The 15,285-nt window shown below is 44.7% G+C and carries 15 protein-coding genes; 9 read left to right on the forward strand and 6 right to left on the reverse strand.

Features of this window, described 5'->3' with window-relative positions:
- The first annotated feature begins 2 nt into the window (after nucleotides 1-2).
- Entirely contained in the window at nucleotides 3-248 is a 246-nt protein-coding gene (locus NIASO_RS14955) for a cysteine-rich CWC family protein (RefSeq protein WP_025299024.1), read from the forward strand.
- A 105-nt stretch (nucleotides 249-353) separates the two neighbouring features.
- Here the strand turns inward: NIASO_RS14955 and NIASO_RS14960 are convergent, their stop codons facing one another.
- From NIASO_RS14960 to dnaN, 3 genes are all read right to left on the reverse strand, one after another.
- Nucleotides 354-929, reverse strand: coding sequence for a TPM domain-containing protein (locus NIASO_RS14960; protein WP_008587183.1), 576 nt, complete (start codon nucleotides 927-929; stop codon nucleotides 354-356).
- A 155-nt stretch (nucleotides 930-1,084) separates the two neighbouring features.
- A complete protein-coding gene (locus tag NIASO_RS14965; RefSeq protein WP_008587185.1) occupies nucleotides 1,085-2,215 on the reverse strand; it encodes a hypothetical protein in 1,131 nt (376 codons plus the stop codon).
- A 137-nt stretch (nucleotides 2,216-2,352) separates the two neighbouring features.
- Nucleotides 2,353-3,468: a DNA polymerase III subunit beta gene (gene dnaN / locus NIASO_RS14970; protein WP_008587187.1), complete on the reverse strand. Its 1,116-nt coding sequence runs from the start codon at nucleotides 3,466-3,468 to the stop codon at nucleotides 2,353-2,355.
- 205 nt (nucleotides 3,469-3,673) lie between these two features.
- Between dnaN and NIASO_RS14975 the strand changes: the two genes are divergently transcribed.
- From NIASO_RS14975 to NIASO_RS19750, 8 genes are all read left to right on the forward strand, one after another.
- Complete coding sequence (locus NIASO_RS14975) at nucleotides 3,674-5,005, forward strand: type III secretion system chaperone family protein (RefSeq protein WP_008587189.1); 1,332 nt, start codon at nucleotides 3,674-3,676, stop codon at nucleotides 5,003-5,005.
- A gap of 21 nt (nucleotides 5,006-5,026) precedes the next feature.
- Nucleotides 5,027-6,127: a trypsin-like peptidase domain-containing protein gene (locus NIASO_RS14980; protein ID WP_008587191.1), complete on the forward strand. Its 1,101-nt coding sequence runs from the start codon at nucleotides 5,027-5,029 to the stop codon at nucleotides 6,125-6,127.
- A 465-nt stretch (nucleotides 6,128-6,592) separates the two neighbouring features.
- Complete coding sequence (locus tag NIASO_RS14985; protein ID WP_008587192.1) at nucleotides 6,593-6,802, forward strand: hypothetical protein; 210 nt, start codon at nucleotides 6,593-6,595, stop codon at nucleotides 6,800-6,802.
- A 102-nt stretch (nucleotides 6,803-6,904) separates the two neighbouring features.
- Nucleotides 6,905-7,381 (forward strand): regulatory protein RecX, encoded by a 477-nt coding sequence (locus tag NIASO_RS14990; protein ID WP_008587194.1) that lies wholly within the window; start codon nucleotides 6,905-6,907, stop codon nucleotides 7,379-7,381.
- Nucleotides 7,382-7,386: 5 nt separating this feature from the next.
- Nucleotides 7,387-8,385, forward strand: a complete 999-nt coding sequence (locus NIASO_RS14995; RefSeq protein WP_008587196.1) for a sterol desaturase family protein — start codon at nucleotides 7,387-7,389, stop codon at nucleotides 8,383-8,385.
- A 19-nt stretch (nucleotides 8,386-8,404) separates the two neighbouring features.
- Entirely contained in the window at nucleotides 8,405-9,199 is a 795-nt protein-coding gene (locus NIASO_RS15000) for a nitrilase family protein (protein WP_008587197.1), read from the forward strand.
- 327 nt (nucleotides 9,200-9,526) lie between these two features.
- Complete coding sequence (locus NIASO_RS15005; protein WP_044046730.1) at nucleotides 9,527-9,859, forward strand: PadR family transcriptional regulator; 333 nt, start codon at nucleotides 9,527-9,529, stop codon at nucleotides 9,857-9,859.
- A 1-nt stretch (nucleotide 9,860) separates the two neighbouring features.
- Nucleotides 9,861-10,556: a hypothetical protein gene (locus tag NIASO_RS19750; protein WP_008587202.1), complete on the forward strand. Its 696-nt coding sequence runs from the start codon at nucleotides 9,861-9,863 to the stop codon at nucleotides 10,554-10,556.
- A gap of 27 nt (nucleotides 10,557-10,583) precedes the next feature.
- Here NIASO_RS19750 and NIASO_RS15015 read toward each other — a convergent pair whose 3' ends face one another.
- Genes NIASO_RS15015 through NIASO_RS15025 form a run of 3 tightly spaced genes read right to left on the reverse strand, consistent with a single transcriptional unit; the run spans nucleotide 10,584 to nucleotide 15,251 of the window.
- Nucleotides 10,584-12,059 (reverse strand): arylsulfatase, encoded by a 1,476-nt coding sequence (locus NIASO_RS15015; protein ID WP_008587204.1) that lies wholly within the window; start codon nucleotides 12,057-12,059, stop codon nucleotides 10,584-10,586.
- Nucleotides 12,056-13,582, reverse strand: a complete 1,527-nt coding sequence (locus NIASO_RS15020) for a sulfatase-like hydrolase/transferase (protein ID WP_008587206.1) — start codon at nucleotides 13,580-13,582, stop codon at nucleotides 12,056-12,058. Before NIASO_RS15020 ends, NIASO_RS15015 begins: the two co-directional genes overlap by 4 nt.
- A 10-nt stretch (nucleotides 13,583-13,592) precedes the next feature.
- Nucleotides 13,593-15,251: a RagB/SusD family nutrient uptake outer membrane protein gene (locus NIASO_RS15025; RefSeq protein ID WP_008587208.1), complete on the reverse strand. Its 1,659-nt coding sequence runs from the start codon at nucleotides 15,249-15,251 to the stop codon at nucleotides 13,593-13,595.
- Nucleotides 15,252-15,285 lie beyond the last annotated feature (34 nt).

The following is a 15,285-nucleotide window of genomic DNA, read 5'->3' on the forward strand; positions in this document are numbered from 1 at the left end:
TTATGTGTCAGCATGAAGATAAATATTGCCCGTGCTGCAAACAACCCTTTGAATGCAAAGTGGGCAGTATTTTGCTTTGTCAGTGCAGCCAGATAAAGCTGACGGCTGCCGAAAGGGATTTCATCGGTGAACAATATGATGATTGTCTTTGCAGTAAATGCATGCTTAAAATGAAAGAGCGCTATCATAAGAACCATTTTCAGGACCGACTGAAAAAGATCCTGGGTATTTTTTACAGAGGAGACTAAGGTCCCCGCCGGTGGCGCAATTAGCTGGTCCGGGCAAAGGAGCTCAAACAAAAAACGCAAAAGCAATTCAACTGCTTTTGCGTTTTTTATAACTATTACTGCAGGTTATATTTTAATATTCCGCCGGATCGCATCCATAAGGTCATTCAATCCCTTCCAGGCGCCATCAAAGGCTTGCCCACTGCTTAATACCGGCTGGATGTCCGTTGCAATGATCTGTTCGGCTTCGTTGCGGGGGAGCAGTTTCCCTACAAAAGGACCATAATCAACAGCAACCTTTCCAAGGGATTTACTTATGGACAGGACCATGGCTTTATCTGTATTTCCATGAACGCCTTCCCATTCTTTTAAAAGCGCCTGGTTATTATTGTTAAAATTGCCCCCCGCCACATTATCTGCCGGAAGCGTTACCACCTTTATGGAGATCATATTGCTTCTTTCAAATATGCGCACCAGGCTATCTATTTTGCTGTTTTGAGCGGGGGTAAACAATTGCTCAAAGTCGTAAGACATATTAATATTCTGCGGTGTTGCGGTCTGCTGTTGGGGATATTTGATCTTTACCTCCCTGCCGTCAGCATCACGGGAATGAACCGACTCGCTTAACTTTTTACCAGAACTACAGGAGAAAATAGAAAGGGTCATCAATACAAATGCACCCAGAAAAATCTTTTTTTGCATAAATCAATTTTTAGTTTGCCAAAGGCTGCCGCAAAATTAATGGAAATGAAAGGGCTGATTTATTTATTTAACAAAAGACCAATATAAAAAGAAAATCTTGTTAAAAATTTTGTGCGAGCCATTAATGCAGCTTAACAAAATGAAAACAGGGCGGTTTATTGCGCCTGCGTTAAGGCGGCATACTCCAGCAGTAACAAATTATCATAGGCCGGGCAATAGTAATAAAACACACCGATCTTTGTTGCACCCAATATGCTTTTGAACGGATTGGGGGCAATGGAGGTCATATTTGCAATAAAAAAACTAAAAAGATCACTTTCTATTGGATCGATAGTGAAGCATTGCCCATTCAGCAGGTTTGCGGCCAGCTCGCCCCAACGTAAAAGTGCCGTACTTAAAATGACCTGGTCCTGGGTATTTTTTGATCGCCTCAGCAGCTTTTTTGCCGTTTTTACGAGCAGGGGTTTATACAATTCCAGTTCCGGAATAGGTTTTAATGCCATCAACCGCGCCAGGTGATAAAGAATAACCGGGGTTCGCTTATAATGGGGCGAGATATAAGCGGGCCTTGAAATGATGGCCTTACTTTTAATACTGTTTTCAAGTAGCCGCAGGCTGGCAGAGTCGGCAATTGTCCAGTTTAAATGATATCGCTGCACCATGTACAGCACATTGGCAAGCACGGATACGTCAAAATCGATGGGCATTTTTTTACCATACCAGGTCGAATAGGCGGGCAGGTGGCGGTATCTTTTGAGGGTGTTCTTTATCTTTCCTGACCGGGTATTGATATACTGCTGCATGGAATCATGCGCCTGCTTCGCCAGCGCAGGAGGAGCGTCAAGCGCCAGTAAGATAATGCTGGTATCGTCCAGATCATCCGGAATCGATTCTGTTTGATCCATCCAGTTCAGCCAGCCGCCGTTGGGGAAAACTTTAACCGTATCTGTTGGCCAGAAATTGTAGGAGATCCGCCCCGTCCGGTTTAAAAACTTATTAAAAACAGGGCGGGTTTTTTCAATGATCGCCGTTGCCATCTGCTGCTGGTAAGGCGTTAAACGGGATTGTATCGTACGCAGCGTGAGCGCAACCAGCCCGGTGAAAAAAGGATTTATATCTGCTTTCCACCTGGTTTTATTAAGGGCATACATGCGGTAGGAAGGAAAAGCGCCGGCAGGGAAAATGTCATTTTCTTTTACCTGGAGGGCCGCTATTCGTTTCAGCAGCCGGTAGGAAGTTAATGTATCATTCGCCTTGCCGGCAATGGTCGCTGCAAGCAACGCCATACAAAAAATAGCAGTTTTTAAAATACGATATACACACATAAGGCGAACTCAGGCGCAATATGCACGGCGCTGTTTACGTATATAGCCTACGCTGGCTTGTGGAATGGAATGTGGCGTTGCCGAAATGCTTCTTCTAATTACTGGTTCAGCATCAGCGGCATTACCAGCATCAGCAGTTCTTCCGCTTCTTCCTGGTCCATTGGCTTTATCAGGCCCGCTTTGGTTGGCGTGCTTAATTCCATATATACTTCCTCGCTATCGGTTGCGTTCAGCATCTCGATAAGGAATTTGGCATTAAAAGCAATTACCAGGTCTTCCCCGTTATACTGGCATTTCATACGCTCGTTCCCTTCAAAGCTAAAATCTACGTCCTGTGCAGCCAGTTGCAGTTCGCTGCCGCTAATGTTCAGCGCCACCTGGTAGGTGCTTTTGTTACTAAAAACACTTACCCGCCGCAAGGCCCCCAGGAACTCCGTCCTGTTCACCGTCAACCGGTACGGGTTTTCTTTAGGAATTACTACTTTATAGTCCGGGAAACGGGCATCGATCAGCCGGCAGCTCATTTGCGTGGTTCCGTGTATTACAAAAAAATGGTTGCTGTTATAGTTGATGGTGATTTCATCCTCGTTATCCGGCAACGCCGATTTTAGCAGGTTCAGAGGTTTGCGCGGGACAATAAATGTATCGGTATTCGGAGAACTTACATCGGTTCTCTTATAACGTACCAGCCGGTGCGCATCTGTTGCTACAAACTGTATCCCATTTTTATCCAGCTCAAAAAACACGCCTGTCATAGCCGGCCGCAGATCATCGGTACTGGTCGCAAACAAGGTTTTATTAATTGCTGTAACCAGGGCAGTTGAGGTCATAGTAAAACTGGAGGCGTCGTCGGCAGTAGGCTCCTTCGGAAAATTGTCCGGGTTTTCGCCCATTACCTTGTATTTTCCGTTATCACTTGTAATTTCAACACTGTAGTTTTTATCGATATTGAACGTAAGCGGCTGCTCCGGGATATTTTTTAAAGAATCGATCAGGATCTTCGCCGGGATACAAACACGACCGTTGTCCTTGGCCTCTACGGGCATCTCCGTTTTCATCACCGTTTCAAGGTCTGTGGCCACAATGGTCAGCCGGTTTTTATCAATGTCAAACAAAATATCTTCCAGGATAGGTAACACATTGTTGGCGTTAATTACACCCGAGATATTCTGAAGTTGCTTCAGTAATGCTGACGATGATACGATAAATTTCATCCGTATATTTTTTATGTTTTATATTTTCTTTGGCAAATAATAGCAGCGAAACTACTATTTTATTGCCTACTATTTGAAAAAATCTGTCCCCATTTTCAGTAAAAATAGGGGGAAAAACACCAATTTTTATTACCGGTAACTATATAACAAGATTTTTTAGGTAGTTTAATAAGGTTTAGTAACTTCCCCATCTTAAACAGGCACAATGCTTCATAAATTTTTGAACTGGGTGAGGGGGAAAGAGGAGCCCGCAGGTTTGGATAACCCTTCGCTCGACTTTGGCCGGTATTCCGATAATAACAAAGTGCCAGGTAAAGTGCGCCGCTGGAAAGAGGCAGATTCACTTTTTAAAGAAAAAAAATATGCAGAGTCGCTGGATGCTTTTTTTGATTATTTGAAAGATGACAGCGCGGAAAATGTGCGCTACAACCGTGAAGGGGAGCAGGCGCGCTTTGAGTTTTACCAGGGCTCCAAAATTGTGCGCGGGGAGATCAAAAACAATCATTTTTCCGCTGATGTGAAACTGGCCCGCATGGCCGAGCCCTCCGTTCCGGTGATGCGTCGCCTCCTGGAAATGAATTTCGGCCTTTATTACAGCCGCTTTGCCCTCGATAAAGAAGAGTTATGCATGCGTTTTGATACCGATCTTTCCACCGCAAATCCTAACAAATTATATTATGGGTTAAAAGAACTGGCCACCAAATCCGATAAACAGGACGACCTGCTTATTGGCGATTTTGCGCATCTTCAGAGCGTTGACCAGGACCATATTATTCCGTTGCCGGAAAACGAAAAGGAGATAAAATATCATTTCTTGCAGCAATGGATTGCGGAAACCCTGGAAAAAATAGCAGCGGCAGATGCCGATAAATTTTCGGGAGGCATTTCCTACCTGCTGCTGAGCCTCGTTTACCGCATAGATTTTCTGATCACGCCCGAAGGGCAACTGCTGAATGAACTGGAAAAAATAGGAGGTCTTTATTTTAAAAAAGATGAAAAACCCGTTGTTGACAAAAACCGGGAGATGATAGAAGCCTTTCGCCAGTTGCAGGCAAAACCCAAAGAAGAGGTATTTAAAAACCTGTTCCGCTCCAAATACACTTTTTCTATCGTAATGCCGCAGGTGCATAAGGTACTGGCAGACGCCGTTCACGAAGCAAATGAAAATATGCTTTGGTACCGGGATAATAATTACGATTATTTCGCCAATAAACTGATAGAGTACGGGTTATCCTACTGCCAGTATTCCTACAGTTTACCCCGGCCCATCACACTGCTGGTGCGGCTTTTTATGCAGATCAATTACCCTGATTATTTTAAGGCGTTGGGCTACGCGGATACTTTTTATGATCCAAACGCCAATCGCTTTAAAGAGGAAGCCATTATAAAGTATATGCGATCGGTGGAAGCGCAATGGAAAGACCGTTATCCTAAAATGAACCTAAAAACAGAAATGCTGAATTTTACAAACCTGCTGGCATTCAACTTCAGTTTTACTACAATAATTGAAACCTTAAACATGGATGTGCCGGCCTGACGCCGCTTTTAACTCATTAGCATGAACGTACAGGAAATTATAAATAAATATCAGCACGCAGTTATCCAGATCGCCACGCAAACAGGCACGGGAACCGGCTTTTACCTGAAGGATTACGATCTGATTATTACCAATAATCATGTGATCAATAATACGCCGGAAGTAACGATCCAGGGAAAAACATTCGAAAGACAACTGGCAAAAGTCTGGTACACCGATCAAAAGCACGACCTGGCGTTTGTACAGGCGCCTGCGGCTGCTGATCTGGCCGATGTGCATATCGGCACTTATGAAGCGCTCAACGACGGCGACAATGTTATCGCTATCGGGCACCCCTATAATTTAAGTTATTCGGCTACCCAGGGCGTTATCTCAAAAGTGGATCGCATCCGGGAAGGGTTAAAATATATCCAGATCGATGCCGCTATCAATCCCGGCAATAGCGGCGGTCCGTTGGTTGACTATGCAGGCTTTGTAATCGGGGTAAACTCCTTTATTATCAAAGGCGGCGATAACCTTGGTTTTGCCCTGCCATCGACTTATTTAAAGGAAGCCATTGATCTTTACCTGCCGTATAGAGGACAGGAAGCCACCCGGTGTTCCAGTTGTGATTCTTTGGTAACCGCAGCCAATATCGACAATAATAAATACTGTCCCAATTGCGGCGCTGAAGTAAAGCTGCTCCAGGTTCCGGAGAAAGAAGTAGAATTAATGGGCGTAGCCAAACTGATCGAAGATATTTTGAAGGATTTGGGTAAAGATGTACGCCTGGCCCGCGACGGCGTTAACCAATGGAGCGTAAAAGAAGGCTCTGCAAAAATTAATATCAGCTATAACCCTGATAACTATTTTATTGCAGGGGATGCATTCCTGTGCCAGATGCCGCCGGAGCCCGCCAAAATAAAGCCTTTATACCAATTCCTTTTAGCCGAAAATAATAAACCCAGCGGCCTGGTGCTCAGTTGTCAAAAAAACAATATTGTGCTCAGCCGGTTGTTATACGACCTGGATATGACGCGCGAATCAGGGCTGGAAGAGTTTAAAACCCTTTTTCAGCAGGCAGATCATTATGATGATTATCTGAAAAATGAATTTGGCTGCACGTCCCGGCTGGAAGAATAAGATGTTGTTCCCGGCTGCGGTACAGATGGCATCCAGGTTGCCACGCTCGGTTCAGGGTTCGGGTTATATGGCAGCTTTTTATGCTTCGTTGGATACAATAAATAGTTCCCACGATGAAATCATTTAGACGGTTTGTCCTGATGATCGTATGACAAATTTATCTTTTCAGCTCCGGCAGGAGCGGCGTGTTTATAGAAAATTACGAAGAGGAGGTTGGGCTCCATAGGTGCCCCGTGTTTACGCGGCCTCCTACGGAGCCGATGCACCTCACGATGATACTACAAACACAGGGCTCCAGAGGAGCCATAGCCACTTCGTCTGAATTCAATGTTTCTTTAGTAAAGGGGAATTTATCATACACCCCTCCTGATTGACTCAATTTAGGTCAGTTTGAAGTTTTGTATATTTGTAAAGATCATATTTATCGTTTCAAGGTAGAAATGTTGTTAACAAATAGGCAATAAAATGATACGCGCCATAATCAGAGCTGAAAGAAAGCAAATCCGGCTGGATATCCCCAAAGAATACATAGGAAAGGATATTGAGGTTACTTATGTACCAGTTGAAGAAGTGAATAGGCATGTGCAACAGCCTTTAAAAGCAATGAAAGATTTTTGGGGCATCCTGTCTGATGACACGGCTATTAAATTGCATAATCATATCGCCAGGAGCTGATGCTGTCTTACTGACCCGGAATATCTCTGATTTCAAAAATATTAAAGGGTTGCAATTGCAAAATCCCTGAAACTTATAAACCGTCCCCTTAATTCGCTATCGATGGCGCATCCCGGATCCTTAACAGAAGCACAGGTCTTAAAAAAACTGCAGCAATATTGTGCGTACAGTGAGCGCTGCCATAGCGATGTGGTCAATAAACTTTATGAACTGGGCGTTTGGAAAAAAGAGCACGACACCATTATTGCTGCGCTGATAGAAGAGAATTACCTGAATGAAGAACGTTTTGCAAAAGCCTTTGCAGGCGGGCATTTCCGGCAAAAAAAATGGGGACGCAATAAAATAATAAAAGCACTGCAGCAAAAACAGGTCAGTCCTTATTGCATCAAAACAGGAATGAAGGAAATTGACGAAATTGCATATACCGCCGTGCTCAGGGAATTATTTGAGCAGAAATGGAACAGCTTAAAGGGAGAAAAGAACCGGTTTATAAAAATGCGCAAAACCAGCGATTTTTTGATCCAAAAAGGGTTTGAACCGGAACTTTTTTCATCTTTGTTCAAAGAAACAGATCCATAGCAACCGTGTACAGTTATTACGAACAAATATTACTGCTTTTCTCGACCCCTTTTTATATTGTAATCATCGGGGCAGAAATTTTATTATCCAGCCTCCATTTTCACAAAAGAACTTATTCCTTTAGAGACACGCTCACCAATATTTACCTCACCATTGCAAACGGGTTGATTGATATGGCCTTTAAACTCGGCTATCTCTGGGTATTGGTTCAGGTGTTCAACCACAGCCCTTTTAAAAGCTGGCATCCGGGTTTTATTTATTGGACCGCATTACTGGTGGCGGAAGATTTTACCTATTACTGGCTGCACCGGTTCGATCATGAGCTGCGTTTCTTATGGGCCGTACATGTAACCCATCACAGCTCCCAAAAGTTTAATTTCAGCGTGGGGTTCCGTTCTTCTGTTTTTGAACCCTTGTACCGGTTTGTTTTTTTTATTCCGCTTGCCTGGGCCGGTTTTAAGCCTTTGGATATTCTTTTCATGTACTCCGCCACCCAGATCTGGGGCACCCTGGTGCATACGGAACTGGTAGGCAAACTGGGCTGGCTGGAAAAAATTTTTGTTACTCCCTCGCATCACCGCGTGCACCATGGGTCCAATCCAAAATACCTGGATAAGAATATGGGAATGTTCCTGATCGTTTGGGACAAGCTCTTTCACACGTTCCAAGAAGAATTGCCTGAAACAGAATATGCGCCTATTCAATACGGACTTACAAAGAATCTTGAAAATCCCAATGCCTTCACCGTCATATTTCATGAATGGATACAGATCTACAGGGATATAATGCAAAAAGGGCTTACCCTGAAACAGAGAATCAATTATATCTTTGGACCGCCGGGATACAGTCATAACGGCAGCCGGAAAACCAGCCGGCAAATGGAACGGGAAGAGGCGGAGTGTTCCCGCAGATCAGCGCAGATTTGCGAAGAGATCAGCGCAAATCAGCGGGAATCCGAGAAAAAAAATCCGCTTTCGATTTATCGGAATGCGGAAAATCAATGATCAGATTCACATTTGCATTATGTCTTTACAAATATCGCTTATTCAAACAGACCTTCACTGGGAAGATAAAGCAGCCAACCGGGCGATGCTGGAACAAAAGATTGAAAGCATTCCTCATACACAGGTAGTGGTATTGCCCGAAATGTTTTCCACGGGTTTTTCCATGCAGCCGGCGCTGCTCGCTGAAACGATGGAGGGTCCTACCGTTCAGTGGATGAAGGAAGTGGCTACAAAAAACAAGATCATTCTTACTGGTAGCCTCATCATCAAAGAGGCAGACGCTTATTATAATCGCCTCATCTGGATGCTGCCCAACGGGCAATACGGCACTTATGATAAGCGCCATCTTTTTGCTTTTGCAAATGAGGATGCACAGTATACACCGGGAAATAAGCGGCTGATCACATCCGTAAACGGCTGGAAGCTGCATATGCAGGTATGTTATGATCTTCGCTTCCCCGTTTGGGCCCGTCAATCGCCACCCAAGGATGAGGATGCCCGTGAAACGGAATATGATGTACTCGTCAATGTGGCCAACTGGCCGCAACGTCGCAGTTTAGCCTGGAAAACCTTGCTACAGGCCCGCGCCATAGAGAACCAGTGTTTTGTGGTGGGCGTAAACCGGGTAGGAACGGATGGTAAAGGCATTTATCACAGCGGGGATAGTATGGTAATTGACCCCTTAGGTGAAATTCTTTATCATAAAACAGATGAAGAAGATATTTTTACGATTACGCTGCATAAAACAAAGCTGGACGAAGTACGGACGAAGTTTCCCTTTTTGAGGGATGCGGATGGGTTTGGGATTTATTAACCTGTGGCTGATTTTTGCCATTGAAACTGAACCGCCGTCAAAATTGATACCATTGACTTTTAATGGGTAGCCGCTACGCGGCACGGTCAATCTTTATACTATACGGTTCTAAAAACGGCAATGCCTCCGGCATTATCCAGGGGCTTGATACAATGTGTCCGGAAATCAGAATCGCTTCGTTTGTTTTGTTCCATCGGAACACCCTATTGGTAGCCCGGTTGCGGTGAGATCATTTGGTGTGCCATAGGTACACCCCTGCTTGCAATTATACCTAATTTTCTTATGTATTATTTTTTTGCGTATCTTCATCAGGAGAAAAGAAATGCAGTGAACAAAGCCAATTTATACAAAGGGTGCCTGGAACCTATTATTTTAAAGCTGCTGGGCGACAATGGCCGGATGTATGGCTATGAGATCACCCAAAGGGTAAAAAAGCTGACCGCCGGCGAATTAAAAATTACTGAGGGCGCGCTGTATCCGTTACTGCACCGGCTGGAAGCGGAGGGCGTATTGGAAGTGGAAACTGAAAATATGGGCAACCGGGTGCGCAAATATTACTCGCTTACAAAGGCGGGAAAAAAAGAGCAGGTAAGATCCTTATCTGAACTGGAGGCCTTTAAAAGCACGTTACAACTGATTTTTAATCCAAAACTCGCCTGATATGTTAACTGCTGAACAAATAGAAACCCTTCGTAAATTCTGCCAGGAAAAAGGTGTTCCTTATTATGATCTTCAGATGGAACTGGTGGATCATTTTGCAACAGAAATTGAAGAAGAGCTTAAGAACAATCCCGCTGATATTTTTCAATCTACATTAGACATTATTTATAAAAAGTTCGGGAAAAGCGGCTTCAATTCCATTGTGGCGGCCAAGGAAGAAAGCGTTGCCCAGGAATATGAAGAATGCCATCAGAACTATTTCTGGTCTTTTTTCACTCTCCCAAAAATTATTCTAACGGTTTTGATTGGGAGTTGCCTTTTTTTGCCTTGCCTTTTCGGTTCGGAAGAAATAACCTTACAATTAAACAGGATATACTATTGGTTCACGGTCAGCTTAAACGTGTTAACGATCCTGTGTATATGGGTTCAGCCTGGCCAAGCCCGCTTACCGTTGCTTTTGTTAAAAGGAATAAAAAGAAGATCATTCAATCGGAATATTGGGTTGTTGATTGTATTATTGGTAAATGCACATGTAGTTTTAAAAAACAATTTTTCCCACGAGTTTATAATCCCCATCTTCATAATTACAGTCTGTGTAATGATAGGCTATTCATTAATTTTTATTGCCCGGTATCATGCTGTTTTAAAAATGTATGCAAAAGCAAGAAAAGAATATCCTTTAGCGTTTATGAAATAAAAGGATTTCTAATCCGAATGGCTGGTTTTATTTTTTCATTATTTTGGGATCGATAAACTCCCAATCACGGATATGCGGATGGTTATGCTCTCTTTTTTCAATTACATCAAATTCTTTTATTATTTCCGGATAATTTGCCGCAAGATTATTCTGTTCGCTCCGGTCTTTCTCCAGGTCGTATAATTGCCAGGGCGCTTTCCTGTTGGCTTCCACGCCGGTACGCACGCCCTTCCATTTGCCCATACGGATAGCCACCTGGCCTCCTTTTTCAGGATATTCAAAATACAGATATTTATGCTGTTGCTGACCGGATTTTCCCAGTAATTCCGGTAAAATGGAAATTCCGTCGGTCACCACGGGTATGGGCTGCGCCAGTAGTGCTGAAAAGGTCGGCATCATATCATATTGCACGGACAACAGATCGCTTATCCTGCCCGCAGGAATATGCCCGGGCCAGCGGGCAATAAAAGGTTCCCGGAACCCACCCTCATACACATCCATTTTCAGCCCCCGCAACCCCTGCTCGCTGTTAAAAAAACGGGCATTTACCCCGCCATTAAAGGTGGTGCCGTTATCGCTGGAAAACAGGATGATCGTGTTGCCGTCCAGCCCCAGGCTTTTTATGGTTTTCAGTACCAATCCTACCTGGTCATCCAGGCAGGTGATCATACCGGCATAAGCGGATAGCGGATATTTTGCAGGCGCATACCCGTTTTGACCATAATAGGGCTTCTCGTCAAACTGCCCTTTATAAAGATTAATATATTGCTGCGGCACCTGCAGCGATGCATGCGGAATGGTATAGGGCAGGTATAAAAAGAACGGCCGGTCCTTATTCTTTTTGATAAACGCCAATGCCTTTTCTGTCATCTTATCAATTGCATAAGTCTTGCCAATGTATTTTTCAAAATCCGCATCGGTTGCCGTTGCCGGGTTCAGCGGTATATGTACATTAATATAGGGATTATCCAGCGTATCCCATTTCCCGTTTTCCCATAAATGAGAGGGGTAATAATTATGCGCCTGTTTCTGATCCAGGTAGCCGTAAAAATAATCAAAGCCCTGCCGTTGCGGATCGCCGGTGGTTTGCGGCATCCCCAAACCCCATTTACCAATTGCTCCGGTGGTGTAGCCAGCTTTTTTAAACAGATGCCCTAACGTAAAGGATCCTTCCGGCAAAGGCATTTGCCCGCCCTCCAAACTGTCTGGAAAACCGCCCAGCTCATAATTTCCGCGTATATAGGAATGGCCGCCATTCTTTCCGGTAAGCAGCATGCACCGGGCAGGGGCACAAACCGGCGTACCCGAATAATGCCGGGTAAACCGGATGCCTTCACCTGCCATTTTATCCAGGTTGGGCGTTTTTATTTTTTGCTGCCCATAGCAACCCAGTTCTCCGTAACCAAGGTCATCGGCATAGATGTAAATTACATTCGGCCTTTGTTGTGCCGCAACAACAGCACAACAGGAAATCAATAATGCGATCCAGCTAATTTTTTTCATTTCTTTTTATTTCTGATCTCTTCAAGTGCTGCTACCATGGCTTTTACTTTTTCGGGATGTTTTGCTGCCAGATTATTTCTTTCAGAAGGATCTGCAGCAAGATCATAGAGCTGCGGATCGGGACTGTTACCGGTTTCTATATTTACCAGCCGGCTCAAAGGGGCTCCGGCATTGGGTTCGATATATTTCCAGTTACCCTGTACCAGTGCCAGGGAATTAACCCCCTGTTCCACCAATACCTTGCGGCCGGTTTTTGTTTTTCCCAAAAAAGCATTTAACAGGTCTTCGCTATCCTGCGCATCGCTTTTTGGTATGGATTGATTAAGCAGCGCGCCAAATGAAGCCAAAAAGTCTATTTGGGAAACCAGGGCACCGGATATCATCCGTTGCGCTTTTCCGGGCCATTTTATAATGAACGGAAGTCTTGTTCCCGCTTCAAAGGAACTGTACTTGCCACCCCGATAGATCCCCCAGGGTGTATGACCGTTTAGTTTGGTTACGGCCTCGTCCTGGTAACCATCGTCCAGTACCGGGCCGTTATCACTTGTAAAAATCACAATGGTATTTTGTGCTATTCCCTGTAATTCCAGTTCTTTCATGATCTGTCCAACCGCCCAGTCCAGCTGCAAAATAGCGTCCCCACGATAGCCCAGTCCGCTTTTACCTTTAAACATCGTGGACGGCATCCGGGGCACATGCGGCTCGGTAAGGGTATAGTATAAGAAGAAAGGGCGGGCCTTGTTTTCATTGATGAACTGTTTTGCCTTTTCCAAAAAAGTAAGCGGCATTTCCTCATCGGTCCAGCGGGCTTTATAGCCGCCACTCATCCAGCCAATGCGGCCAATGCCATTCACAATCGTATTATCGTGCCCCTGACCCGGGGACGATTGCATCTTCAGCAATTCCGGGTGCTCTCTTCCGGTAGGATCATTACCTATTTTCTTTTTATAATCCACCATAATCGGATCTGCTGCGTCGGCGGCCACCACCTTGCCGTTTTCTACAAAAATAGTAGGGACGCGGTCTGCCGTTGCCGGGAAAATAAAGGAATAGCCAAAGCCCACTTCATTGGGACCGGGTTTAATAGGGGCGTTCCAGTTCTTTTCAACTGTATTTCCCAGACCCAGGTGCCATTTACCCACCAATCCGGTTTGATAGCCGGCCTTTTCAAATAATAAGGGTAGCGTGGTGCGATCGGTAGGAATAATTAATGCTGCATCCCCGGGCAGAATATGCGTACCCTCCCGCCGCCAGGGATAGCGGCCCGTAAGCAATGCATAGCGCGATGGCGTACAGGTGGCAGACGTACTGTGCGCGTTCGTAAAACGAATGCCATCTGCCGCCAGCCTGTCAACATTAGGCGTTTGGATCTTTGTGGCGCCATAGCAGCTTAGATCACCATAGCCAAGATCATCGGCATTGATGATAATGACATTGGGACGCTGCGCCGTTCTTTTATTTTGCGCGGCACCTGTCAAAAAACAGCCCAACACCAAAATGATAATGATCAGATTCTTTTTCATCAGTTATTTTTTATTTCAGGTTAGGATTATTGTTTACTTCCGATTGCGGGACAGGCCACGGATAATTAGCCGCTTTAAATGCTTTTGTGGTAACATACCATCTGCTGTTGGGGTCGGCGGCGCCAGCGGGTGCCTTACGCAAGCTTTTTGCTCCGGGGAAAGACGCGCCGTAAAAATCGCCATTCAGCAAAGTAACGGCATCTTTCCAACGATACAAATCCCATAACCGGATACCTTCAAAGGCCAGTTCATTTCTTCTTTCTTTTTTAAGAATAGGTAATAAACCGCCAGCATTTGTTTCCTTAACCGGAGGCATTGCAACCGATGCCCGGCCGCGCACTTTGTTTATAGTGGCGTCCAGTAACGCCTGATCTATTGTTCCTAAATGAATTTCCGCTTCCAGGTAACTCAAAAGTACTTCTGAATAACGGATAATAGGCAGATCAATACCTGAATTCTGCAGGTCGCCGCCGCTGAACCCGTCATAACTAAACTTTCGCATGCTGTACCCCGTTCTGGTGGCTTGCTTGCTTAAGGTAAGCTGGTCGGGGGATGCGGTACTGTCCGGATGACTGATATAAGGCTTTCCTTTGAAGAGCATATTATTGCACAGGATGTTATAGGCAAGCCGGGGATCCCTGTTCGCCGTAAAATCTCCGGCTTTATATAGGGGGCTGCCGTAAGAAAAAGCAGAACCATCATTAAAATCGTAAGACTCGGCCAAACTGCCCAGGGGGCAAAAAATACCCCAACCGGCAGCCATTGCAGGATAAAAATGCTGTAACATTCCATTGGGCGCCAGGTCCACTACATATTGTGTAGCAAAAATAATTTCCTTGCTGCTTTCATTTGTTCCGTTGAAAAGACTTGCGTAATCGGGATCAATACTATTTTCGTTGAAGTCAATAATTGTTTTATAGGTAGTCGCTGCCTGCTGCCAGTTTTCCATGGTCAGGTACAGCCTTCCCAAAAAGGCCAGCGCGGCCTGCCGTGTAGCCCGGCCCCGTTCTGATGCAGGCAGCTTTGCCGCATTAGGAAGCCCTGCCGCCGCCGCTGTTAATTCAGTTTCCACAAAAGCTTGTACTTCGGCTAAAGGTGTCTTCGTTACCTGGTTGGCTTCTGCGGGTCGCAGCACTTTTGTTATCAGGGGTACTGCTCCAAAATACGTGCTCAAATATAAATATTGAGCGGCCCGTAAAAACCGGGCCTCCGATTTTGTACGCTCTTTGGTTGTTTCACTTACGGATACAGCTTTATCAATATTCTCAAGAAAATAATTACATCGCGCTATGCGGGAATAGCTGTTAACCCAGTAATTTGGATAGTCCCCTACATTGGAAGTAAGCGTACCATTGGTTAGTTTATTGAAATTGGAATTATCCCCTCTTCTGTCGTAAGCATTATCCGTGGCAAATTCCAGAAAAATTAACCCGTTATAAGACCACCAATCAGTAGGGCTGAACTCTGCAGATTTCTGCATTTGAATATTTCCCTTATACAACGCCGTTAATGCAATATTTACATTTGCTTCGCTTGTCCAGAAAATATCATTTGCGTATTGGTCCAGGGGGTAAAGATCAAGTTTCTTTGCACAAGAGAACAGGGTAACACCGGCAACAAAAGCAACGATCAGTTTTGTTTTAAGGCCTTTGTATATATATTGTTTCATTTTTATTGTTTTGATGTATATCAACTTCGGAAAT

It is taken from the genome of Niabella soli DSM 19437, assembly GCF_000243115.2.
In the GTDB taxonomy this organism is placed as follows: domain Bacteria; phylum Bacteroidota; class Bacteroidia; order Chitinophagales; family Chitinophagaceae; genus Niabella; species Niabella soli.

Bases quoted from the DNA above. Each gene is read 5' to 3' on its own strand.
- NIASO_RS14955 (WP_025299024.1), top strand. From the start codon at position 3: ATGTGTCAGCATGAAGATAAATATTGCCCGTGCTGCAAACAACCCTTT.
- NIASO_RS14960 (WP_008587183.1), bottom strand. From the start codon at position 929: ATGCAAAAAAAGATTTTTCTGGGTGCATTTGTATTGATGACCCTTTCT.
- NIASO_RS14965 (WP_008587185.1), bottom strand. From the start codon at position 2,215: ATGGCGTTGCTTGCAGCGACCATTGCCGGCAAGGCGAATGATACATTA.
- dnaN (WP_008587187.1), bottom strand. From the start codon at position 3,468: ATGAAATTTATCGTATCATCGTCAGCATTACTGAAGCAACTTCAGAAT.
- NIASO_RS14975 (WP_008587189.1), top strand. From the start codon at position 3,674: ATGCTTCATAAATTTTTGAACTGGGTGAGGGGGAAAGAGGAGCCCGCA.
- NIASO_RS14980 (WP_008587191.1), top strand. From the start codon at position 5,027: ATGAACGTACAGGAAATTATAAATAAATATCAGCACGCAGTTATCCAG.
- NIASO_RS14985 (WP_008587192.1), top strand. From the start codon at position 6,593: ATGATACGCGCCATAATCAGAGCTGAAAGAAAGCAAATCCGGCTGGAT.
- NIASO_RS14990 (WP_008587194.1), top strand. From the start codon at position 6,905: ATGGCGCATCCCGGATCCTTAACAGAAGCACAGGTCTTAAAAAAACTG.
- NIASO_RS15000 (WP_008587197.1), top strand. From the start codon at position 8,405: ATGTCTTTACAAATATCGCTTATTCAAACAGACCTTCACTGGGAAGAT.
- NIASO_RS19750 (WP_008587202.1), top strand. From the start codon at position 9,861: ATGTTAACTGCTGAACAAATAGAAACCCTTCGTAAATTCTGCCAGGAA.
- NIASO_RS15015 (WP_008587204.1), bottom strand. From the start codon at position 12,059: ATGAAAAAAATTAGCTGGATCGCATTATTGATTTCCTGTTGTGCTGTT.
- NIASO_RS15020 (WP_008587206.1), bottom strand. From the start codon at position 13,582: ATGAAAAAGAATCTGATCATTATCATTTTGGTGTTGGGCTGTTTTTTG.
- NIASO_RS15025 (WP_008587208.1), bottom strand. From the start codon at position 15,251: ATGAAACAATATATATACAAAGGCCTTAAAACAAAACTGATCGTTGCT.